Annotated in this window: 19 protein-coding genes; 5 read left to right on the top strand and 14 right to left on the bottom strand. The window is 56.9% G+C overall.

Features of this window, described 5'->3' with window-relative positions:
* Positions 1-49 precede the first annotated feature (49 nt).
* Positions 50-2,116 (bottom strand): beta strand repeat-containing protein, encoded by a 2,067-nt coding sequence (locus tag BQ8290_RS07060; protein ID WP_337661100.1) that lies wholly within the window; start codon positions 2,114-2,116, stop codon positions 50-52.
* A 242-nt stretch (positions 2,117-2,358) separates the two neighbouring features.
* On the bottom strand, positions 2,359-3,447 hold the full coding sequence (gene aroC, locus BQ8290_RS07055; RefSeq protein ID WP_108788816.1) for a chorismate synthase: 1,089 nt from the start codon (positions 3,445-3,447) through the stop codon (positions 2,359-2,361).
* Between the two features lie 242 nt (positions 3,448-3,689).
* On the opposite strand from aroC, the gene ruvA reads away from it, so the two are divergent.
* The 4 genes from ruvA to ruvB are packed head-to-tail and all read left to right on the top strand — an operon-like array spanning position 3,690 to position 6,230.
* A complete protein-coding gene (gene ruvA / locus BQ8290_RS07050) occupies positions 3,690-4,292 on the top strand; it encodes a Holliday junction branch migration protein RuvA (protein WP_108792071.1) in 603 nt (200 codons plus the stop codon).
* Entirely contained in the window at positions 4,292-4,639 is a 348-nt protein-coding gene (locus tag BQ8290_RS07045) for a hypothetical protein (RefSeq protein WP_108788814.1), read from the top strand. The genes ruvA and BQ8290_RS07045 overlap by 1 nt, the downstream gene beginning before the upstream one ends.
* The gene (locus tag BQ8290_RS07040) at positions 4,636-5,160 is read left to right on the top strand and encodes a DsrE family protein (protein WP_108788812.1); all 525 of its coding nucleotides are present in this window, start codon (positions 4,636-4,638) and stop codon (positions 5,158-5,160) included. The genes BQ8290_RS07045 and BQ8290_RS07040 overlap by 4 nt, the downstream gene beginning before the upstream one ends.
* Positions 5,157-6,230 (top strand): Holliday junction branch migration DNA helicase RuvB, encoded by a 1,074-nt coding sequence (gene ruvB / locus BQ8290_RS07035; protein WP_108788810.1) that lies wholly within the window; start codon positions 5,157-5,159, stop codon positions 6,228-6,230. Before BQ8290_RS07040 ends, ruvB begins: the two co-directional genes overlap by 4 nt.
* 636 nt (positions 6,231-6,866) lie before the next feature.
* Here ruvB and BQ8290_RS15145 read toward each other — a convergent pair.
* The 4 genes from BQ8290_RS15145 to BQ8290_RS07010 all read right to left on the bottom strand — a co-directional run bounded on the left by BQ8290_RS15145 (position 6,867) and on the right by BQ8290_RS07010 (position 13,648).
* Positions 6,867-8,672: a hypothetical protein gene (locus BQ8290_RS15145; protein WP_337661099.1), complete on the bottom strand. Its 1,806-nt coding sequence runs from the start codon at positions 8,670-8,672 to the stop codon at positions 6,867-6,869.
* A gap of 207 nt (positions 8,673-8,879) precedes the next feature.
* The gene (locus BQ8290_RS07020; RefSeq protein ID WP_108788806.1) at positions 8,880-9,386 is read right to left on the bottom strand and encodes a rhodanese-like domain-containing protein; all 507 of its coding nucleotides are present in this window, start codon (positions 9,384-9,386) and stop codon (positions 8,880-8,882) included.
* 24 nt (positions 9,387-9,410) lie between these two features.
* Positions 9,411-12,083: an aconitate hydratase AcnA gene (gene acnA, locus BQ8290_RS07015; RefSeq protein ID WP_108792067.1), complete on the bottom strand. Its 2,673-nt coding sequence runs from the start codon at positions 12,081-12,083 to the stop codon at positions 9,411-9,413.
* 659 nt (positions 12,084-12,742) lie between these two features.
* Positions 12,743-13,648 carry a DMT family transporter gene (locus BQ8290_RS07010; RefSeq protein WP_337661098.1) on the bottom strand — a complete coding sequence of 302 codons (906 nt, stop codon included), beginning with the start codon at positions 13,646-13,648 and terminating at the stop codon, positions 12,743-12,745.
* A 237-nt stretch (positions 13,649-13,885) separates the two neighbouring features.
* On the opposite strand from BQ8290_RS07010, the gene BQ8290_RS07005 reads away from it, so the two are divergent.
* Complete coding sequence (locus BQ8290_RS07005; protein ID WP_108788804.1) at positions 13,886-15,268, top strand: L,D-transpeptidase family protein; 1,383 nt, start codon at positions 13,886-13,888, stop codon at positions 15,266-15,268.
* A 111-nt stretch (positions 15,269-15,379) separates the two neighbouring features.
* Here BQ8290_RS07005 and BQ8290_RS07000 read toward each other — a convergent pair whose 3' ends face one another.
* From BQ8290_RS07000 to BQ8290_RS06965, 8 genes are all read right to left on the bottom strand, one after another.
* Positions 15,380-16,093: a murein L,D-transpeptidase catalytic domain-containing protein gene (locus BQ8290_RS07000; protein WP_108788802.1), complete on the bottom strand. Its 714-nt coding sequence runs from the start codon at positions 16,091-16,093 to the stop codon at positions 15,380-15,382.
* Positions 16,094-16,149: 56 nt separating this feature from the next.
* A complete protein-coding gene (locus tag BQ8290_RS06995; protein ID WP_108788800.1) occupies positions 16,150-17,601 on the bottom strand; it encodes an NAD(P)-binding protein in 1,452 nt (483 codons plus the stop codon).
* A gap of 81 nt (positions 17,602-17,682) precedes the next feature.
* Entirely contained in the window at positions 17,683-18,585 is a 903-nt protein-coding gene (locus BQ8290_RS06990; protein ID WP_108788798.1) for a histone deacetylase, read from the bottom strand.
* 146 nt (positions 18,586-18,731) lie between these two features.
* The gene (locus BQ8290_RS06985) at positions 18,732-19,238 is read right to left on the bottom strand and encodes a thioredoxin family protein (protein WP_108788796.1); all 507 of its coding nucleotides are present in this window, start codon (positions 19,236-19,238) and stop codon (positions 18,732-18,734) included.
* Positions 19,235-20,377 (bottom strand): flavodoxin-dependent (E)-4-hydroxy-3-methylbut-2-enyl-diphosphate synthase, encoded by a 1,143-nt coding sequence (ispG, locus tag BQ8290_RS06980; RefSeq protein WP_108792063.1) that lies wholly within the window; start codon positions 20,375-20,377, stop codon positions 19,235-19,237. Before ispG ends, BQ8290_RS06985 begins: the two co-directional genes overlap by 4 nt.
* A 129-nt stretch (positions 20,378-20,506) precedes the next feature.
* Positions 20,507-21,184 (bottom strand): NrsF family protein, encoded by a 678-nt coding sequence (locus BQ8290_RS06975; protein ID WP_108788794.1) that lies wholly within the window; start codon positions 21,182-21,184, stop codon positions 20,507-20,509.
* Between the two features lies 1 nt (position 21,185).
* Positions 21,186-21,716: a sigma-70 family RNA polymerase sigma factor gene (locus BQ8290_RS06970; RefSeq protein WP_108788792.1), complete on the bottom strand. Its 531-nt coding sequence runs from the start codon at positions 21,714-21,716 to the stop codon at positions 21,186-21,188.
* An 11-nt stretch (positions 21,717-21,727) separates the two neighbouring features.
* Positions 21,728-22,201 (bottom strand): DoxX family membrane protein, encoded by a 474-nt coding sequence (locus BQ8290_RS06965; RefSeq protein ID WP_108788790.1) that lies wholly within the window; start codon positions 22,199-22,201, stop codon positions 21,728-21,730.
* Positions 22,202-22,266 lie beyond the last annotated feature (65 nt).

Below are 22,266 nucleotides of genomic sequence, written 5' to 3'. Positions count from 1 at the left end.
CGGGCAAACTTGCGTTGGCCCGGCATAATTTCTTCCATCTTTTTGCCTCTTACATAACAGGCGGCGGTGGCGGTGTTGGATCGGTGCCTTGCGTGACAGTGATGCTGTTGCCGGTACCGCTTTGTGTGATGGTCGACAGACTGCCGTCATATTGTCCTACAGCAGCTGTGTTCATTGAGCCTTCTTGTGTGATGAAGCTCATATTGCCGGTGCCTTCTTGGTCGACAAAAGCGTCGTTCATGCCGCCCGCTGTTGAGACGTTTTGTTCGATCGCGCTGAAGTTGCCATCGCCCAATTGAACCGATTCGGCCAAGTTGTCATTACCGCCTCCAAAGAAGCCTTGGTCGATCACGGAGAAGTTACCGGTTGTGGTCCCGAATTGGGCAATCAGCGCTTCGTTGCCATCGCTGTTCTGAGAAACTTCAGCTTGGTCGCTTTGGCCAATTTGCAAAACGAAGGCGTCGCTGTCGCTGCCGCTGAGAGTGCCCTGGTCGATTATGGCCGAGTTGGTAGAGCCCAATTGCTGGGCTTCGCCGGTCTGTCCAGAACCGCCTTGCACGAGCAATGCGAAGTTGTCCGCGCCCGTTTGCGTGATATCACCATCAGCATTGGTGGCGCCGACCACTGTGCCCAGTACCGATGATGTGTCGCCTTGGCTGATGACGGCTGCATTGTTGACGCCACCACCTTGAGTGATGTCGGCATCACTGGTGATACTAGTCTGGAAGATTTGGCCCGATGTATCCGTACCAGATGTTGCCGTCTGCGTAACAGTCGCAGTGTTTCCGGTGGCTGTGTCGGTTTGGAAGATGTCAGCAAAAGAGCCGGTGCCAGATTGACTCACCTCCGCATCATTGCTGCCTGCGCCGGTTTGATCAATGTCAGACGCATTGCTCGTTCCGCGCTGGAAAACATCGGCAGAGTTGAAGTTGTTGGAGCTTCCGGATTGCTCAACATTTGATGTATTCAAATCACCTGCTTGGTCAACGTTCACGCTGCTGTCGCCGACGCGTTCTTGCGTAACATCAGATGTGTTGAATGTACCGTCTTGAAGGATGGTTACATTCTGACGGACGCCGCCGTTGTCGGGCCCTTGTAGAATGTTGGAATCGTTGTCTTCGCCCGATTGCGTGACAGAGATAACATTTGAGAAACCACCCGACATTTCAATGTCCGAATTGTTCCGCTCGCCGCCTTGGATCAGGGTGGCGTTTAGGCTGAACCGATCGAATATCATCGTCGATGTGCCGTCAACACCCGTTTGGGTCACTGTGCCGTTGCCGTTGCTTCCTGCGGTGTAATCGACGTCGGATTCGTTGCCGCTACCCGATTGGGTCACATTGACGGTACCGCCGGTGTTGTTGGCCGCCGCGAAATCAACCGTCGATGCATTGTCCGAACCGTTTTGCGTGACATTCGTGGTTTGCGCCCGCGTGCTCGCGGTTTGGTTGATCGTCGATGTGTGCATGTCGCCGTTTTGGATGACACTGGCCGTTGCGCCGGCATCTCCTCCCAAAATCTGGCTAACGTCAGAGGTGCTGGCCCCGGATTGGACAACCGAAACTGTACCATTGCGAACATCGGTGCCGACCGCGCTTTGGAAAACTGTGGAGGTTGCGCCGCTTGCTTGACTAACATTCGCAGTCAGGAATCCGGTGCCCGGGCCAGAGGCCACTTGCGTGAGGTTGGAAGTGTTGCTGTCCCCTGTTTGACTGACAGATGAACTCACGCCGCTTGCATTGGTAAGGGATTGCGTAACATTCGATGTGTTGAGATCGCCGGACTGAGAAACCGATGTATTCGGAGTGGTGGGCGCGGCTGTGTCCGAGTCTTGCGTGATGGTAGACGCGTTTGTGTCGCCGTCTTGCACCAGACTGGCATTCGCACCAAGCGCGGTTTGCGCGATGGTGGAGGTGTTGGCTGCGCCATCTTGGTCCGACGTAACAACGTTATCGTCGCCGGTTTGATCGACGTCAGAACTGCTCGATCCGATTTGATCGATTGTAACGGAGTTGGCGTTGCCAGTTTGATCAACGCTCGACGTGCTTTGTGCATATGCCGGAGCGGCTGACATCAAAGCTAGTGAAGAGCACGCGGCCAAATAACGAAGTTTCATCTTGAATTCCCCCTTATGGGGCATCCTGAAACCCAGACGACGTCTACCATTCGGTAAGGTCGGCGGGTAACGGGTCGCCTCTGTAAAATTTGCTCAAGATCACCCTCACTATTGCTGAGTGGCATCCCGGCTCGCGACCCGATTCGTTAACAAATGACTAACATACTACGTAGAAACCACAAGGGAGATCAGGGTTCTGACCTATTGTGGGACGGTCCAGCGGTGATACCGTTTTGACCGAATTATTGGCCCATTTGGCCGCGATGCAGCAGTTTCTGATCCGCCAAGACCAGCGCCATCATCGCTTCTACAACCGGCGTACCGCGGATACCCACGCACGGATCATGCCGACCTTTGGTCCGCACCTCGGTGGCCTCGCCCTTTGCGTTCATAGACGGCACTGGGGTTAGGATCGAACTGGTTGGTTTGAACGCAACGCGGCACACCACCGGTTGCCCGGTCGAGATCCCGCCTGCGGTGCCACCAGCGTGGTTGCTGGCGTAGATGGGTTTGCCATCTTTGTCCGGCGTCATGGCATCGGCGTTTTGTTCACCGGTCAGACGTGCAGCTTCGAACCCGTCGCCAATCTCGATGCCCTTTGTGGCGTTTATGCTCATCATCGCGGCCGCCAATTCGCTGTCGAGCTTTGCGTAGACGGGCGCGCCCCAACCGGCGGGCACCCCGGTGGCCACGCATTCCACCACCGCGCCCAATGATGATCCGGCCTTTCGTGCATCATCCACCAATGTTTCCCACCGGGTGGCGGCCCAGCTGTCAGGACAAAAGAATGGATTTTGTGCGATTTGATCTGCGTTGATGGCGTCGCGATCAATCGCATCCCCGCCCAATTCACAGACATATGTCGTGAAAGAGACTTCTGGAATGATCAAACGCGCCACAGCGCCCGCCGCGACACGCGCCGCGGTTTCGCGCGCGGATGAACGGCCACCGCCGCGATAATCACGAATGCCATATTTGGCGTCATACGTGTAATCGGCGTGACCAGGACGATAACTGGCCGCGATTTCCGAATAGTCCTTCGATCGCTGATCGGTGTTTTCGATCATCAAATGGATCGGGGTGCCCGTGGTCACCTGTTGCCCATCGCCATTGTTGAACACGCCGGACAAGATGCGCACTTGATCGGGTTCTTTGCGTTGGGTCGTAAACTTGCTCGTGCCAGGTTTACGCGCATCCATGAACGGTTGAATGTCTGTTTCGCGCAAAGGAATGCCGGGCGGACACCCGTCTAAAACCACGCCCAATCCCGGTCCGTGGCTTTCTCCCCAAGTAGTAAAGCGCAAAGCGCGTCCAAATGTGTTGAAGCTCATAAAGGGCAGCCTTAGCGATTGCGTCGCCGGTGTCGAGATTCGCGTGCAATTTCGCATCGTCCTGCGCGACGATATGGTGCGCGGACATGGTGAACGGTGCGCCGTTGGTCGCGGCGGGCGGTCAATTGAAGATTGAATGGATGGTTGGGGGCATTGGTCGATGTTGCGGACAAGGGCGCGCCGGGTATGGTCAAACGGCCTTGGATGGCGCAAGAACAAACCATGCCCAACGGAACCTCTATATGATCGCAAAGCTATCGGGACGCCTTGATGAAACGGGCGAGGATTGGGCCATCGTCGATGTCCAAGGCGTCGGCTATTTGGTGCATTGTTCCGCGCGCACTCTGTCGGCGATGGGTGAAGTGGGGGAGGCGTGCACTGTGCACACCGACCTACAAGTGAGCGAAAACGACATGCGTCTGCTCGGTTTTGCCGAAAGCGCGGAGCGCGATTGGTTCCGATTACTGACACAGGTTCAGGGCGTAGGGAGCAAGGTCGGCCTTGCGATCCTATCCGCGCTGTCGACCGGCGAATTGCGCGATGCCTGTGCGGCAGGTGACGCGGCCAGCGTGGCGCGGGCGAACGGCGTCGGGCCAAAGCTGGCTGGGCGGATCGTGAATGAGTTGAAGGATAAGGCTGGCGCGCTTCCAGGCGGCGGCATGGTGGCCGGCGGTGCGGCTGCCCCAGCAGGATCTGCCAGCGGCGATGCGGTGAGCGCGCTGGAGAACTTAGGGTTCAAACCGACGGTCGCAGCGCAAGCTGTGGCGCAGGCGGTCGCCGCACTGGGTGAAGGTGCTGAGGAAGGCGATGTTATCCGCGTGGCGTTGAAAAAGGCGGCTGGGTGATGCGCGCTAAATGGCGGCTCTTGGTCTTACTTGCTTACGTCTTGTTCCTGTCGTGGCAGTTCGCTGAAGAATTTGCTTTGTCAGAAGGCTTTGCAGAATTTTTGTTCATGATGGTGTTTCTACTTTTTGCATTGGCACCTGTCGCAATTCTGTGCCTGGCCCCTCTATACGAGCGCGCGATGGGGATTGCCGCCTTGGTTGTCGCAACGTTTGGATTTTGGGCCTATCATGCGAATGATGGGGACCCGATTGGTCTCTTTATTCTCGTCTTCTACCAGTTTTGCATATTGGGCATTGCTTTCTTGGCGATAGTCATCGGAGCCACCTTCTTAGAGAAAAATTCATGACAAGAATCACTGTCTTCTCGCTTTCAGTTTTTGCTTTGGCGAGCCCACTCGCGGCCCAATCACCCAACTTGGATGCATTCAGCACCGGCCCCGTCTTCGAAGAATTCGGTCCGCATGCGCCGGTTGAGGGGGGCAACGAGCTGCCCAGTCTGACGCGCTTCTCAATCGCCTTTGACGTGGCGAAGAAGGCCGACCCAGGTACGCGCAATCGCGGATTTGAGAGCGCGGCGCGCTTCATCAATATGCATGTCGCCGCCGGTGTACCGGCCGATCGGATCAATATTGCGATTGTGGTGCATGGTGGTGCGACGCGTGATCTTGTCGCAGGCGATGAAAATAGCTCGCAGACTATGGTGCGCGCACTGCTTGATTACGGCGTGCGCTTTATCGTGTGCGGACAAAGTGCGGCGGCCAACGGCGTCAGCGCAGACGAGCTGATCGAAGGGGTCGAGATGGATCTCTCCGCCATGACCGCACACGCTCTGTTGCAGCAAGACGGTTATACGGTGAACCCGTTTTGAGCGAGTTTGACGATCTTGACGCGCCAATTGGTGCGCCTAACGCGCAACCCGGCGATCCGGACACGGCTTTGCGACCGAAATCGCTCGGCGAGTTTATCGGGCAAGAGGCCGCGCGCGATAACCTTAAGGTCTTCATCGAAAGCGCCAAGTCGCGCGGTGAAGCGATGGATCACACATTGTTCCACGGCCCCCCAGGGTTGGGCAAGACCACGCTGGCTCAGATCGTTGCAAACGAATTGGGCGCGGGCTTTCGCGCGACCTCTGGCCCGGTCATCGCAAAAGCGGGAGATTTGGCCGCGCTGCTCACCAATCTTGAACCGCATGATGTGTTGTTCATTGATGAGATACACCGTTTGAATCCTGTGGTTGAAGAGGTGCTGTATCCTGCAATGGAGGACCGTGCGCTCGACATTATGATCGGCGAAGGACCGTCTGCGCGCAGTGTTCGGATTGACTTGCCGCCGTTCACTTTGGTCGGGGCAACCACGCGGCAGGGGCGACTAACAACGCCGCTGCGCGATCGTTTTGGCATCCCAGTTCGGCTGCAATTTTACACCCATGATGAGCTTGATTTGGTGGTGACGCGTGGGGCTCGGCTGTTGGGATTGGATATAGAGCCCGCGGGCGCGCGTGAGATTGCGCGCAGATCCCGGGGAACGCCGCGTGTGGCCGGGCGATTGCTGCGCCGAGTGCGCGACTTTGCCCACGTCGCCGGATCTGGGCGAGTGACCCGCGCCATTGCGGACGAAGCGCTAACCCGGTTGGAAATTGATCGGTTGGGATTGGACGCGATGGATCGCCGATATCTCACCATGATTGCAACCACTTACAAAGGCGGACCGGTCGGCGTTGCTGCGCTTGCAGCGGGTCTCGCTGAACAAAAAGACACGGTTGAAGAGGTGATCGAACCTTACCTCATTCAACTCGGCCTGTTGGCTCGGACAGAGCGCGGCAGGATGCTCAACGATGCAGGGTGGGAGCATTTGGAAATGTCCGCGCCGGCATCGTCAGCGACTCGGGGGACGAGCGCACAACCCAACATGTTCGAAGGACCTGATGAAGGTTTTTGATGAACCGCTAGGCTGACCAAACGGCTAACCAGACGTCCTGTTTTGGTGTCAAAACGGGACAGGGCCCCTGAAATTCAGGCGTTTTGAGCCCTTTGAGCCCGTTAGCCGGCTGCATTCATGGTTAACCGCATTGCCGTGAACCCTTCTTCAATCCCATCAGAGTATCGGAATTGGTGAAGGTGCGGGCGGGCCGCATCGAGCCAAGACACGAAAACAAGGTTCGAAACACATGTCGATCAAACTGGCTGTAGCAAAGCTCTCTGCCACCGCTGCTGGCGTTGCCCTTATGACGGGCGGCGCGGTGCGCGTGGCTGAGCCGATGGTCACCGACGATCCCCAATTCACAACGGCTTCTGATGGCAAGCTGGTCGAAGCGGCACCGCTTCCCGTTGCTCAGCCCGTCGCGCAACCGCGATACGTGAAGACGGATACGCGGGTTCGCGACCTTCCTCCTTTGCCCGAACCTGAACTTCGTCGTCGCCGCATTGTTGAGCGCACGATTGAATGTCAGCCAATTGGCCCAGCCCGTCCCGGCGCAGGAGCCTATGCAACAGCGGCCGCGACCGCACCGCTGCCCGCCGGTGCAACACGCACATATATTGACGCAGCCGAATGCCCACCGATTGCTCAGGTTGCTTACGCACCTGCGCCGCTTCCACCGCTTCCGCCTGTTCGCGGCGGCGGCGGCTTCGGTGGAGCGCCCATCGTTGTCGGCGGCAGCGGCGGATTTGGTGGATTCGGCGGTGGCGGCTTTTTCGGCGGCTTCTTTGGTGGGGGCGGGTCATCCTCGGGTGACGTTTCGGTTACCACCACCACGACAACTTCAGGCGGTTCGTCTGGCGATGTCAGCTCAAGCTCTGGCGGGTCCGGCGGATCCAGCACCAGCACAAGCGGCGGTAGCACCAGCACATCGGGCGGTACGACCGGAGGTGACAACACTTCCGGCGGTATCAATATCGATATCAACATCGACAACTCGACCTCTTCGGGAACGATTTCGTCAACCACCGGCGGTTCGGGTACAATTTCGTCCACGACGGGTGGCGTAACATCGACTTCGTCAACGGGCTCAATCAGTTCATCGACCGGCGCTGTTTCGTCGAGTACTGGCGGTATTTCGAGCACTTCGTCGACCACGTCGGGCAACGTTTCCAGTTCCACCGGAGCGGTTTCAAGCTCAACCGGCGGCGTTTCAACGTCGACCGGCTCTGTTTCCAGTTCAACCGGTAGCGTTTCGAGCAGCTCTGGGAATGTTTCCAGCAGCTCGGGCAACGTTTCGAGTTCATCGGGCAACGTGTCGAGCAGCTCTGGCAATGTCAGCAGTTCGACCGGTGCGATTTCGAGCACGACATCCGGCAACGTGTCCAGCTCTTCATCAGGCAACGTCTCCAGCTCGACTTCGGGTGACGTCTCCAGCTCAACTTCGACTTCGACATCGGGCGACGTTTCGAGCTCTACATCGACATCGACATCGGGCGACGTTTCAAGCTCTACATCAACGTCCGGCGGCAACACGTCCGGCGGTTCCAACGGTGGTTCGACATCGTCTAGCTCATCGTCGTCTTCGTCGAGCAGTTCATCCAGCTCAAGCTCGTCGGGTGGCAACACCAGCGGTGGTGGTTCGAATGGTGGTTCCACCAGTTCGTCCTCCTCCAGCAGCTCAAGCTCATCTTCCAGCTCAGGCTCATCCGGCGGTAACACCTCTGGCGGCAACGGCAGCAGCGGTTCGTCCTCGTCGAGCTCATCGTCGAGCGGCTCAAGCTCTAGCTCTGGCGGCAACACGTCGGGCGGCGCAACCAGCGGTGGCAGCTCTTCGAGCTCGTCTTCTTCAAGCTCGTCTTCGTCCAGCTCCAGTTCCGGCGGCAACACGTCTTCGGGTGGCGCGACCAGCGGCGGCAGCTCAGGCAATTTGGGCAGCTCAACGAGCTCGTCCTCGTCGTCAAGCAGCTCGTCATCAAGCTCGTCTTCGGGCGGCACCGGTTCCGGCGGCAGCTCCAGCTTTGGTGGTTCATCGTCGTCTTCGGGTTCCTCGTCCAGCTCCAGCTCGGGTTCCAGTTCGGGCGGGACAAGCGGCGGTTCGACCTCTTCTTCATCGAGCTCTTCGACATCCTCCAGCTCAAGTTCTTCGGGCAGCAGCGGCGGATCGACCAGCTTCGGTGGCAGCAGCTCTTCCTCGGGCTCTAGCTCAAGCTCAGGTTCGTCAAGCACATCGGGCGGCACCAGCGGCGGCACGACATCATCGTCGTCCGGCTCAAGCTCTAGCTCGAGTTCGTCGAGCACCTCAGGCGGCAGCACGTCGAGCTTTGGCGGCACGAGCTCGTCGTCCGGTTCTTCGTCAAGCAGCTCCAGCTCTTCGGGCGGAACGTCTAGCTTTGGTGGAACAACCTCATCATCCAGCTCATCATCTTCGTCGAGCAGCTCTTCATCGAGCAGCGGCGGCACCAGCGGTGGTACAGATGTTCCTGCGCCACCTATGATGATCCTCTTCGGCCTTGCCGCAGCGGCTATTTTGGGTCGTAAGAAATTCGGAGTGAAATCCGAAGGCGAAACCGCCGACGCATAAGGCGCGGCAATCGCACACAAAAAGGGCGGCTCCTTCTATGAGGATGCCGCCCTTTTTGTGTGCGATAAGGTTGTATCGAAAGCCGGTTACAATGCCCCAACCGGTTCACCGGCGGCTTTCCAGCCGTTGATACCGTCGCCGAGATGTTCGGCGGGCGCACCTAGGAAACCGGACAAATTGCGCGCAGCAATCGCCGATCTGCGGCCCGACCGGCAATAGATCACGATGTCGCGGCCATCGGCCTGCTCCAACAAAGCTGGGCTGGGCGCGAATTCATCCAAGGCAATATGAACCGCGCCAGGGATAATCCCTTCGGCCACTTCTTCGTCGGTGCGAACATCGATGAGGAAAACAGTGCCTTCGTTCAACCGCTCGGCAAGATCTTCGACCGTCACATCGACGGCCTCTGATTGTGCATTGGTGAAGTCGATTGGCTCTGCGGCAAATTCGCGCGAAGCCGGCGCATCAACCGCAGCCAATTCAAAGCCTCCGGGCAAATCCGGCGCACGTTTTTCATCCTGACCATCGCTGGGTGCGCAGGCGACAATCGCCAAAACCAAGCTTGAACAGAAAGCGAAACGTGCACCGATCATTGCAGTGTCCTTTATTGTCCGACCTTAAGAGGCCAGTTTGCGTAGAACGTAATGGAGGATGCCGCCATTGCGGTAATATTCCATCTCGTTTGCCGTATCAATCCGGCAAAGCGCCATGAATGTGAATGTCGAACCATCGGCGCGCGTCGCTTCGATTTCAACATCTTGACCCGGTGTAAGATCGGCCAAACCTTTGATACTGAACGTGTCGTCAGAACCAAGGTTCAATGTTTCGCGCGTGTCGCCGTCTTTGAATTGAAGCGGGAGAACGCCCATGCCGACCAAGTTGGAACGGTGGATCCGCTCAAAGCTTTCAACGATAACCGCGCGCACACCCAACAAGATGGTGCCCTTAGCTGCCCAGTCACGCGATGAGCCGGTGCCGTATTCCTTACCGCCCACAACGATCAACGGCGTGCCGTCGGCCTTGTGCTTCATTGCAGCGTCGTAAATCGGCATTTGTTCGCCGTTATACGTGGTTTCACCGCCTTCGACGCCGGGAACCATTTCGTTCTTGATCCGGATGTTGGCAAAGGTTCCGCGCATCATCACATCGTGGTTGCCGCGACGCGAGCCGTAGGAGTTGAAGTCCTTCTTCGCGACTTGGTTGGCGCCCAAGTAAGAACCAGCCGGGCTGTCTTCCTTAATCGCGCCAGCAGGTGAAATGTGGTCGGTTGTGACGGAATCGCCAAGGATCGCGAGCGGCTTTGCGTCCACAATATCCTCGACCGCTTCCGGCTCCATTCCCATGCCTTCAAAGTATGGTGGGTTGGCGACATAGGTCGAACCGGCACGCCAGTTGTACGTGTCCGATGGCTCCACTGTGATTGCTTGCCAGTGTTCATCGCCATCATAAACGTTGGCATAACGGGTTTCGAACATTGAACGGTCAATGTTGGCGGCCCGATTTTCGGCCACTTCGGCGTTGGTTGGCCAAAGGTCAGCCAACATCACGTCATTGCCGTCTTGGTCCTGGCCAAGAGGGGTGGTCGTGATGTCTTCTGTGACAGTGCCCAGCAACGCATAGGCGACCACAAGCGGCGGCGATGCAAGGAAGTTGGCGCGCACATCTTGCGAAACGCGGCCTTCGAAATTGCGATTGCCCGACAAAACTGATGCGGCGACAATATCGTTGCCGTTGATCGCTTTACTGATCGGAGCGGCCAACGGGCCGGAATTGCCGATGCAGGTCGTGCAACCATAGCCCACGAGGTCAAAACCGATGGCATCAAGATCATCTTGGAGGCCCGATTTCACGAGGTAGTCGGTCACGACTTGGCTGCCCGGGGCGAGCGATGTTTTAACCCATGGCTTTGGTTTCATGCCGCGCTCATTGGCTTTCTTCGCGACTAAACCCGCTGCGATCAAAACGTCTGGGTTGGATGTGTTGGTGCAGCTGGTGATGGCTGCAATCACGACATCGCCGTCTCCAATGTCATGGTCTTTGCCATCAACTGGGGTCCGCACAGGGGCGTCCTTCTTATACAGCGTTTTGAGGTCGCCGTTGAACAGCTCATCCACTTCGGGAAGGATCACTCGATCTTGCGGACGCTTGGGTCCGGCCAAACTGGGCACCACAGTGGCGACGTCCAATTCCAATGTGTTGGTGAAGATCGGCTCATGCGCTGGATCGAACCACATGCCTTGTTCTTTGGCGTATGCTTCGACGAGTGCGAGATTGTCTTCGCTGCGACCGGTTAGTCGCATGTAATCGATGGTCTTGTCATCAATGCCGAAGAAACCACAGGTTGCGCCGTATTCCGGTGCCATGTTGGCGATGGTTGCGCGATCGGCGAGGGTGAGCGTAGCAACGCCCGGCCCGTAAAATTCAACAAAACGTCCAACAACGCCCACTTCGCGCAGCATTTGCACGCAAGTCAGAACGAGGTCGGTAGCGGTCACGCCTTCGGCCATCGCGCCGGTCAATTTAAAGCCGACGACTTCGGGAATGAGCATCGAGATAGGCTGACCCAACATCGCAGCTTCCGCTTCGATGCCGCCGACACCCCAACCCAACACGCCAAGGCCGTTGATCATGGTTGTGTGGCTGTCTGTGCCAACGCATGTGTCGGGATAGGCGACCATTTCGCCGTTTTCGTCTTCGCTCGACCAAATGCCTTGGGCAATGTGCTCAAGGTTTACTTGGTGGCAAATCCCTGTGCCCGGAGGAACAGCGGAGAAGTTTTCAAAGCTCTTCGACCCCCATTTGAGGAAGTCATAACGTTCCGCGTTGCGCTCATACTCGAGCGCCATATTCTGTTCCATCGCTTTGGGATGGCCGAATTCATCCACCATGACCGAGTGATCGATCACGAGATTGACGGGCACCTGCGGATTAATTTTGGCCGTGTCGCCGCCCAATTCTTTGATCGCATCGCGCATCGCCGCAAGGTCAACCACGCAAGGCACGCCGGTGAAATCCTGCAGAAGCACGCGCGCTGGCCGGTATTGAATTTCATTGCCGGTTGCCGGGTTTTTTTGCCAATCGACGATCGCTTGGATGTGTTCACGTCCGACAGTGAAGCCTTCGTCTTCAAAACGCAGAAGGTTTTCCAACAACACCTTCATTGAGTTCGGCAGCTTCGAAATATCGCCCAATTGCTCTGCCGCTTTGGAAAGCGAGTAATAGGCGTAATTCTTGCCGTTTACCGAGAGGTTTGAGCGGGCGTTGAGCGTGTCCTTGCCGGTTGCTGTCATCGGGTGTGTGTCCTTGTTGTTCTGTCCAGGTTGCACCACCCTTTTCGATGGGGGCGCAAGCGGGGGGATCGGGGTGATCCAGTCCGCAGATAATTCTCGGTCCGGCAACTGCTAGACTGCGCCCCTTAGGTCAAGGGGTGCTCGGCTTCTTGCGAGTCGATTGCGAATAAAATGGCGCGAAAACACAACTCAAACGCTCTGTCCGTGGGTCGTTACAAGTGTTTACTTAACTTCTTTGATCGCTCTGTGGCAGAGCCGAGTCTTGTTGGGGAATATGAAAGAGGCGAGCGCAATGGACCACAGTCAAGATATCTTGGCAAAGAAGGCAAGCTTAACCGCTGGCATCATTGGCGCTGTCATGGTTGTGCTTATCTGCTTTGGTGCAGCGCTCGCTTTTTCATAGTCCTATCGGCGTTAAGACCGGTCAACATCTGCAGCACAGCATGGCGTTGTGCAAACGGAACTGAGCCACTTCGGGTTGCAACTAGAGACGAAACCCACCCCCCGCTGCCGATATGTCTGTATCTGCGGCATCGTCTTTACTTGAAGTGGAGATGGTCGGAGCAACTGAGGAAGCCCCCCCGTTGCTCCGACCATTTTCTTTGGTCGATTTGAACGACCCCATTCTTTCAATCGATGATGCTGGGTACGGCTTGTGATCACGCCGGCGATGCCGTTGCTGGTTTGGATTTTCGCGTCGCAAGGTAGCACCCAGTGACGATCAACGCCGTCCCCGCCAAGGTCGTGGGTGAAACGGTCTCGCGAAAGAACACCCATCCGAACAAGCTGGCCCATAAAAAGCCAGTATATTCAAACGGAACCAATGCTTGTGTCTCTGCGCGCGCAAAGGCCCACGCCATCGCCATCGCTCCGATCACGGTAAGCAGGGCGGCGGCACCGATTGGCGCGAATGCATCGGGAAGCGGTGTAGTGCCAAGGAAGGGTGCAAAAAGCAGCAGAACGATCCCGCCGACACCGCTATGGAAGGTGGCGATTTCAATTGGGCCGGCCAATTGGCTTTGGCGTCGGATGACGATGAAATTATAAGCGTAAAGCAGCGCTGAGAAAAGCAAAGCGGCCAGACCCATCGCCGTGTCGTTGTCCAACGTGCTTTGACCGATCCGCCCACCAACTATCACCAATGTTCCAGCAAAGCCGAGCAAGCTGGCAAAGATGGCCTTGGGTTGGATCACCTCTCCCAAGAATATGCGCGCAAAATACAAGGCAACGAGCGGAGCGACAAAACTGATCGCGATCGCTTCAGCCAAAGGAAGCTTGGTCAAAGCGAAGAAGAAGCTGAGGGCCATAAAGGCGGACACAATGCCCCGTTCCATATGCAATTTAAAAACCGCGCGGGTTGGCCATGCATTTTTGCGCAACAGCCAAATCGGCGCGATGATGGCGGCCCCAAAAATGCTGCGAAGGACCGTCGCGGTGTACGCACCGGTCGCCAAGGCGGCTTCCTTCATAAAAGCGTCCATCAACGACAGCAGGCCAACGCCCGCCGCCGCGGCAGCAAATGGCAAGAGCCGCGTCACAGAGGAATGGGTGCTGTCAGACATCATTGGCCCCTCTAAAGCGCGCGGGGCAACCAGTCACGCAGAATAAACCGGGCAAGATCAACGCAATGCGTGGGTTCAAATCGTTCCCCATAATTGAGGTTCATGGAGGGGTCAGGCTCAATGCTTGATAGAGATGGCCAAACGGGGATATATTTCGATCTTGGACGGTAGAAACCGCCTGCAACAGCAGCGCCGGCCATTGATTATTGCGGGTATTGGGAACGACACGGGACAGCAGCTATGCGCACATTGGTCAGCATTTTCGGAGCGGGGATCGCCTCTGCCGCATTGATCGCGAGCGGCGCATTGGCGCAAGACAACGCGGTGGCAGAAACTGGCCCGGCTTCAGGCTCCGAAACGGCGGCTGACGCCAGTTTTGACGAGGCGTTCCCTCAAATGGTTTCGGAACCAATGGTTCAAGGCGATCTTTCGCCACCGGGGCCACTGGTCCAAGCATGGAGCATCGATGATGCTGCCGCGTTGATCGCTGTGATCGAAGGGATCGAAAGCGAAGGCCTTGATCAGGCCGACTACAACCTGCGTGGATTGCAGGCCTTGATCGCACAGGGACCATCGGATGCGCTCAACATGTTGGCATCCAAGAATTTCGTTTGGTTGGTCGAAGATTTTCGCGATGGGCGCACGCCGATGGATGCGCGGGAGCAATGGTTTGTGGTCGACCCTGATCGCGACACCAATCGCACCGGAGATCTATTGACCCAAGCTTTGGCAAGCGGCGACATTGCGGGCACTTTGGCGTCGCTTCACCCGACGCATCCCGATTATGCGCGATTGCGGGAAGAATTGGCCCTTACCCCTGAAAGCGAAGCGGTCAAACGTAAGTTGATTCGCGCAAACATGGATCGGTGGCGTTGGTTGGCTCAAGATTTGGGTCGGCAATATCTGATCACCAATGTGCCCGAATACCAACTGAGATTGACCGTCGGCAACAACATCATTGCCACGTACCGCACTGTCGTTGGTAAGCCGGGCCGGACCGCCACGCCGCAATTGGCCGAGATGGTTTCTGGCGTTGTTTTCAATCCCACTTGGACGGTCCCCCAATCAATTGTGCGCGGCGAAGGATTGGGCGAACGCGTGTTGAACAATCCCGATTGGGCAAGGCGTAACGGATACAAAGCCACTCGCAGTGACAGCGGTTGGATCACTGTGGTGCAACAACCGGGACCGGGCAATTCGCTTGGTCTTATGAAGCTGGAAATGCCAAACCCGCATGCGATTTTCTTCCATGATACGCCTTCACGTCACCTGTTTAACAATGAAAGACGGGCGTTGTCGCACGGTTGTATTCGTACGGAACGGGCGCTGGAATTGGCGATTGCGATGGCAATTTTGGGACGCGGCGCGACCCGCGATGAAGCCGTCGCGATTTCAAAATCGGGCGAATACACCAAGGTTCCGATTACGCGCGAAATGCCCGCTTACATCACCTATTTCACAATGGCGACGGACATCGATGGGGAATTGCAAACCTTCGAAGACATCTATGATCGGGATGCGCCAGTGTTCGCGAGCCTCGATAGCCCACGCGTTCAAAACCGCTCGGGCGAAAGCGATGATGAGGTTATCGTAATCGAGAACAATCCTCTCGCAGGGGAGTAAGCTGCTGCCAGACTACGATCGCGGCGCTCAGTGAAAAAGGCGCGGCGATTGGGGGGCAGGTGCAAGCAATTCTGAGAGCGACAGTTCGATCGACTGCCGCTGGACTACGCTTTAGAACGATCCGGGGTTGTAACGCTGCATCGGAGATGGGTTTTCCGGCGTCAGCGCCGCCAATTGTTGTTCGCGTGACAACATCGCGCCATCCTCTTGAAGGCCCAAGCTGTCGGCAAACAACAATCGCCCGCCCGATAGGTTAAGCAGCGCAATCCGAAACTGTTCTTCGCCCAAGGCAAAGCAGCCGTTCGAGCGGCCCAATCGACCCCAGCGTTCAATATGCGAAGGTTCGGCGTATTTCGCACGGTGCATCACGATATAGCGGCGCAAGGCGGCATCGTTGGTGCTGTCCAATCCGCCAAGGCGCACGGAGGTTCCGTACCGCCCCTGATACCATTCCCAGGTTACATAGGCGCCGCGGCTGGTTGCGTTGGATCCTTCAACGTTGGAATAAGAATTGAGCCAGCCATCATGTTCTGGATCGGACCCGGTGCCGTGGCTGACGTGGAACGGGTTCACTTCTTCACGGTCTAAGTTGACGAAGTAAAATCGCCGTTGGGCCGAATGCACGCCGAAATCGGCAATGCCAACAATATCGCGACGCCAGATCGCATCACCTGCGCGGTCCAATTCGCGTTTGGCAATGTCGAACAACACTCTGTCACGCGCAGAACCCGCGCGCGGTTGGGCCGCAAGTTTGGCAGGCAATACTGGCAAGGCGAGAGCGGCGCTGGCGGCGATGCTACCTTTGATGATGTCGCGGCGGTTCATAGTGACCTTAATACTTACCCCAAGATGGCCATTGCGTGAATCCCCAATTGCATCCGTTACGAAGCGCCTTCGTGAATGGCCTTTGCTGCCATACCCAGTTTGATCACGCCAGGCATATGGGCTGCAATCGCAGGGCCCACTTTGGCGAGAGCAGCGAGGCGCGGATCTTGATCGGCCATCATCTTGGCGATGGCAGGTCCGGTGGGGTGCAGGCGCGACCGGGCGTTGAACGCGTTAGTCTTTTCATTGCCCGATAGAATCGCGGTGCTCATCAAATTGGCCATGATCGCATAGGGGTATGTGTCGGTGGAATCGGTCAACGGCGCGGGTGGAACAAGGTTGTTGCGTTCCATATCGTTGTCGAAATTCGCTTCCAAAAAGGCGGCGAGGGCGGCGCTGTACGGCACGAACGGGGCCTGAGCCAATTGTAAGGTGATGCGATCCCCTTCAAAGATCGGCCGGACATTGTCGTTTGCGTCAAAGGGCACCGCTCGGGCGGTGCAATCGATGAACAATGTGTTTGCGTGCAGCGAGACAGTTTCATCACCAAAATGCATCGCACCCGGTTCCAATGCGGTGACGCGCTTTCCACGATGCACGTTCTTGATGGTGCGCAGCATCGCGACCTCCGCTTCGGAGATCACAGCGAAATGGAACATTTTTGGCTTAACATCGGGATCAATCCGCAACATCGTGCCGCGCTCATCCAATTTGGCGAACATCTCATCGCCGGTTTCTGAACTTGCAGCGCATTCGACCAGATCGGTTTGAAATTGGATCAAACCTTCGATGTGATGAATGGCCGGCTGGAGCAATTTGCGGTTGAACATCCAGCTGTCGCGCGGGCGAACCCAATCGATTTTCTCCGGAGCAACGCCCGCTTCCAAAAGCCATACTGCCGTGTCCATCGCGGTTTTTCCGCCGCCGATTACAACATAGTGATCGGGCAAGTTGTCCGCTTGCATCCAAAGTTCAGGAAGCTTGCCTGGTGCCGCAAATCGCGCGTCATCAGCAATGTCGAAGGCGGGCGTATGGGTGGATGGAACCGATGTTTGGAACCACGTAGCATCAACCAATTTGCGGCGCACGGTGAATGTGTGATCTTCACCCGACAAAATACTGCGTGCGGCGTGTGATGGGCCGGTTCCACCTTTATATTCGGTCAATGGTAGATACGAGACGCGCCCACTAGGGATCAGGCGCTCGGTCATCAATTTGCTGTAATACGCAAGAATCTCTGCGTGTTTGGCAAGAGGGTACATCCCAGCGTTGTGGCCGTGTTCATCGACGCGATCGGGGCACATCTCCATCGAATTGACGCCGTATGTCGCGCTGGGTTGGTGGAGCGCCACGAAGGAGTAGGCGTCATTCCAATGACCGCCCGGCTTGGCGTGTTTGTCAACAAAAGTGATGTGGCAATCGGGGTCTTCGTCGAGCAAAGTATCGGCAAAGGCCAAACCCACGGCGCCGGCGCCGACGATAAGGTAATCGGTTTCATGGACTGTCATGGGTTGTGGTATCCTTTGGTTCGATGCGGAACGCGTCGTTTTTCAAACGAATCGCATTCGTAGAGGGTGACTGCGCTCGTATCACGCCTTTGCATTTTCATCAGCCATTGCGAGCATGGATCGTGCGTGGCGTGCGCCGACCGCGCGTTGATCATCGCCATATCCGCCGCCCAATGCGGAGGCGATGGGCAGGCCGCGATTGCGTGCATTTCGGACTACAAAACGATCGCGTTGGGCCAACCCTTCATCCGTCAGCGCCAATCGGCCCAATTTGTCATCCTTATGCGGATCAACCCCGGCCTGATAAAACACAAAATCTGGCGCAAAACGGTCCAACGCCGCGGGCAAGTGTTGCTCCAACGCAGCCATATATCCGGCATCGTCCAATCCATCGGGCAGGGCAACATCGTGGTTTGACCGAGCCTTTCGCACGGGAAAGTTCTTTTCCGCGTGGAACGAGAGCGTGTAGATGTCTTCGCGCAGCGCGGTTAGGCTGGCGGTCCCATCGCCTTGATGGACATCAAGGTCGACGATCAAAATGCGCCGCGCATCCCCTTCCGCGATCAGTCGGTTGGATGCCACTGCGAGATCGTTGAACACGCAATAACCCGCACCCGTATCGGCCAGAGCGTGATGGCTGCCCGCCGCGCTGTTGGCGGCGTATCCGTGGTCCAACGCCAGCTTCGCCGCGAGCCAAGTTCCGCCATTCGTATGGCGCACACGGTCGCGAATGCGCTCGGTCACAGGGAACCCAATCCGCCGTTCTTTATCGCGTGGGACGGTGGCCGTGAACACTTCCTCGACATAAGCGGGGTCATGCACCGCTTCCAACCATTCGCGCGGGCAAGGGGATGGAGCGTGTTCCGTGATTGCCGCGCCAGAGCCGCGTAACTCCTCCATGACGAGGTGGTATTTGTCGAATTTGAACGTGCCGCGCGCTGGGCGAGGCGCCATATAGTCGGCGTGGTGGACGACGTGGAGCATTTACCCTTGGCCGATACGATGGAACGTAAACGCGTAGCCGAAGGCAACGATTGCCGATCCAACGCTCTGACAAGTTGCGACTTCCGGCCATGCCAGCGGAGCAACGACTTGGAGGCAGTTTCGCACCGCTTCAATCAATTCTTGCGCTAATTCGCAAGGCTGACCAGCTCATCATAGATCGCGTCTTCTTCGCGGCTGGCGGCGTCGCGCCAAGTCGTTGCGGTGTCTGCATTGATGAGCGTTCCGTCTGCGGTGACGATCAAAACATTCGGCGTGCCCGGCAATGCGTCGAGGCCGAAGCGTTGAGCGATGGCTATGTTATGGCCATCGCCCGATTGCGGCATGCCAACATTGACGAAGACCAATTCATATTTCGCATCGATCAACGCGGCAAAGCGATCTGTCCCAAGCCAGCCCGCCAATGCGCGACTGTCATGGCACCAATTCGCACCCATCACGATCATCACGCGTTTGTCGCTGGCCACCGCGCGGGATAGGGCGGCGTCTACATCGGCCATCGCGTTTTCGCTAACGTCGTAAGATCGCGCCTCTGGATAATCGTGGGCAGCGTGTGTCGTCACGTTGTCGGCGACAGTCGCGCACCCAACCAACAGCAACCCGGCGGCCAGACCTGACAAAATGGGACGGATCATTCGGCTGCTTCCGTCGCGTGAGGATCGAACGCGACGGCCTCGCCCGCTTCAATCTTGGCCGCTTTGTCTTCGACCAATTTGACGATGTGTTCGAGTGTGTCTTCGTCTTGGATGGCGTGCGCTTTCACGCCCGACAGATAGACCATATGTTTGCCGTTGCCGCCGCCGGTTAGGCCAATATCGGTCTCGCGCGCTTCGCCTGGGCCATTCACGACACAACCAAGCACGGAAAGGCTCATCGGAGTTTTGATGTGCTCAAGCCGCTTTTCGAGCGTTTCAACCGTACGGATGACGTCAAACCCTTGGCGCGAACAGCTAGGGCAGGACACCACGCGCACGCCGCGTGTGCGTAGGCCCAGCGACTTGAGCATTTCATAGCCGACTTTGACTTCTTCCTCAGGCTCCGCCGAAAGCGAGACCCGGATCGTATCGCCAATGCCCGCCCATAACAGCGAGCCCATGCCGATCGACGATTTGACCGTTCCGCCGATCAAGCCGCCTGCCTCAGTAATGCCGAGATGAAGTGGGCAATCCACCGTTTCGGCAAGCCCATGATAGGCCGCCACAGCAAGGAAAACATCAGAGGCTTTCACCGCGACTTTAAAATTGTGAAAGTCGTGATCTTGGAGCAATTTGATGTGATCCAGCGCGCTTTCGATGAGCGCTTCGGGGCAAGGCTCGCCGTATTTTTCGAGCAAGTCTTTCTCTAGACTGCCTGCGTTCACGCCAATCCTGATCGCGCAGCCATTGGCTTTGGCCGCGCGGACAACCTCTGCGACGCGTTTCGATGATCCAATATTGCCGGGGTTGATGCGGAGACACGCCGCGCCGCCATCGGCGGCTTCCAATGCGCGTTTGTAGTGAAAATGAATGTCCGCAACGATTGGAATACGCGCTGCTTTTGTGATTTTTTTAAAGGCGGCCGTCGCTTCTTCGGTGGGGCAAGACACGCGAATAATATCGCATCCAACTTCCTCGCACCGACGGATCTGATCCAATGTTGCCACCGCGTCTTCGGTGGGGGTGTTGGTCATGGTTTGGACTGTGATCGGCGCGCCGCCACCGACCGGCACATCACCAACCATAATCTGGCGGGATTGCCGCCGTTCGATATCGCGCCAAGGCCGTATTGAAGACATGCCAGCGCATATAGGCGCGCACATGCATTGGGGCAATGATAAGAGCGGCTTGGTGTCAAAACGCGTCGCAAGAAATGAAAAAGGGCGCCGCATCGGACGCCCTTTTCCAAAATCGTGATGCTCGGTGAATTACCAACGGATAAGCGGGGGAACCACAATCCGGGCAAACACCGCGCCGATCGCTACGGGGGCAACGTGCCACAATCCGACATGCGAAAACGTATCGAGCGGGCAGGTGATGCCATAGGCGAGTGTGCCCAACGAACCCGCGGCCAGACCCGAAAGCCATGCCGAACGTTCAATCGAAACAGGGGCACCGCGCCGCAGGAACAAAACCGCAGCAATCAAAACCAAAGCGCCCGCAGAAAGGGAAGCCATCGTGCACATATACGCCACCGGATCATTCAACCCTTCGTGTGCGTGATTGCCGTTGCCAGACATCAGATTGATAATGGCGCCCGCCGGCAAGATGGCCAGCATGATCGCGCTCCACAAAGGTGCGTTTGCGCGCGTACCCACGCGCGGCATAGCGCCCGTCACCAACGCGGCGGTGCTGGCCGCGCCAAGCACAAGCAGCAATCCATGCGTGATGATGAAATAGCCCGATGCCTCTCCGGTCAACAGGCCACCCCACCATTCGTAAACGGCAATGGATGCGACCAGCGCGACGACCGTCGCAAAAGCAATCAGAGCCACCCCTTCGACCGGCTTGACCCGTTTCACCGGGGTCAGATCTTCGGTCAAAGACGCGATCAGATCTTCACGACTCATCGCGTCTTTAGGTGGGTTTGTTGGAGGGGTGTTCATTTCAATCTGCTTTCTCAACCATTGTCGCCATTTTCTTAAGGCCACGATGGATATTCACTTTGACTAGGCTTTCGCTTTGTCCCGTTTTTTCGGCCGCTTCGCGGATGGATAAGCCGCCAATTTTGACCATTTCAATAACTTCAGCCTGCTTTTCAGGAAGCTGCCCGAACAAACGATCAAGGCTTACACGGGCCAAGACGACATCTTCTTCACTGTCTTCTACGGCGTCGTCTTCCATCAATTCCTTGCTGTCATGCTTGTAGACCTTGCGCAGGTGATCGACCCAACGATACCGAGCAATGGCAGCAAGCCATGGCAGAAAGGGGCGAGCCGGGTCCCATGTCGCGCGCTTTGTATAAAACGCGATCAGAACTTCTTGCACCAGATCATCGATCGAGTGCGGTGGCACGCGGCGGCGAAAATACCGCTCCAACCATACGCCCACCTCGGTCAGCAACACATTACCGGCGGCTTTGTCGCCGTCCTGTGTCGCTGCCATGAGGCGGGCGAAAGTGGGTTCATCAGCAACCACTGACCTGAGGCCTACGCTGCTTTCGAACCGGTCACCAGGCTTAGAACCTTATCGATTCCAATGACGCCTGGTCCGCGGCTAATGATGATTCCCGCCAAAGCGAGGATCGTAATCGCCCAACCGAAGAAGTGATCCATCGTTGGGAAGACAAAGATCTGAATGACCAATGCCATCACCGCCAATGCGGCTGCTGAGAACCGGCTGAACAAGCCAAGCACCAACAAGACCGGGAACAGGAATTCCGCATATGTTGCCATTGGTACGGCCAAGTCAGGCGAAAGCGGCAATCCTGCAAATTCGTTTTCAAACAGGAAATACTGCACTTCGTCGATTTTGAACCATGTGCCGTCTTCGACTTTGGTTTCGTACGACCGCCAGAAAATTCCTGCGAGCGCGATGCGTGCCAAAAACAACACGATGCTTTCAACCGTGGTACCCGACAAAATGCCGGTGATCCGGTTCCAAAGTGATACTAGTCCGCTCATTCTTCCCTCCTAGGGTTGTTTGGTTGGCGGTCTCCATGATGCCTGAGAGACCGCCACCTATTGGG

Source organism: Erythrobacter sp. Alg231-14 (assembly GCF_900149685.1).
GTDB lineage: Bacteria > Pseudomonadota > Alphaproteobacteria > Sphingomonadales > Sphingomonadaceae > Erythrobacter.
Note: the sequence above shows the minus strand (reverse complement) of the source record. Positions and strands in the feature narration are given on the sequence as shown.

Coding starts and splice junctions, on each gene's coding strand:
- BQ8290_RS07060 (WP_337661100.1), bottom strand. CDS start 2,116: ATGAAACTTCGTTATTTGGCCGCGTGCTCTTCACTAGCTTTGATGTCA.
- aroC (WP_108788816.1), bottom strand. CDS start 3,447: ATGAGCTTCAACACATTTGGACGCGCTTTGCGCTTTACTACTTGGGGA.
- ruvA (WP_108792071.1), top strand. CDS start 3,690: ATGATCGCAAAGCTATCGGGACGCCTTGATGAAACGGGCGAGGATTGG.
- BQ8290_RS07045 (WP_108788814.1), top strand. CDS start 4,292: ATGCGCGCTAAATGGCGGCTCTTGGTCTTACTTGCTTACGTCTTGTTC.
- BQ8290_RS07040 (WP_108788812.1), top strand. CDS start 4,636: ATGACAAGAATCACTGTCTTCTCGCTTTCAGTTTTTGCTTTGGCGAGC.
- BQ8290_RS07020 (WP_108788806.1), bottom strand. CDS start 9,386: ATGATCGGTGCACGTTTCGCTTTCTGTTCAAGCTTGGTTTTGGCGATT.
- acnA (WP_108792067.1), bottom strand. CDS start 12,083: ATGACAGCAACCGGCAAGGACACGCTCAACGCCCGCTCAAACCTCTCG.
- BQ8290_RS07010 (WP_337661098.1), bottom strand. CDS start 13,648: ATGATGTCTGACAGCACCCATTCCTCTGTGACGCGGCTCTTGCCATTT.
- BQ8290_RS07005 (WP_108788804.1), top strand. CDS start 13,886: ATGCGCACATTGGTCAGCATTTTCGGAGCGGGGATCGCCTCTGCCGCA.
- BQ8290_RS07000 (WP_108788802.1), bottom strand. CDS start 16,093: ATGAACCGCCGCGACATCATCAAAGGTAGCATCGCCGCCAGCGCCGCT.
- BQ8290_RS06995 (WP_108788800.1), bottom strand. CDS start 17,601: ATGACAGTCCATGAAACCGATTACCTTATCGTCGGCGCCGGCGCCGTG.
- BQ8290_RS06990 (WP_108788798.1), bottom strand. CDS start 18,585: ATGCTCCACGTCGTCCACCACGCCGACTATATGGCGCCTCGCCCAGCG.
- BQ8290_RS06985 (WP_108788796.1), bottom strand. CDS start 19,238: ATGATCCGTCCCATTTTGTCAGGTCTGGCCGCCGGGTTGCTGTTGGTT.
- ispG (WP_108792063.1), bottom strand. CDS start 20,377: ATGTCTTCAATACGGCCTTGGCGCGATATCGAACGGCGGCAATCCCGC.
- BQ8290_RS06975 (WP_108788794.1), bottom strand. CDS start 21,184: ATGAACACCCCTCCAACAAACCCACCTAAAGACGCGATGAGTCGTGAA.
- BQ8290_RS06965 (WP_108788790.1), bottom strand. CDS start 22,201: ATGAGCGGACTAGTATCACTTTGGAACCGGATCACCGGCATTTTGTCG.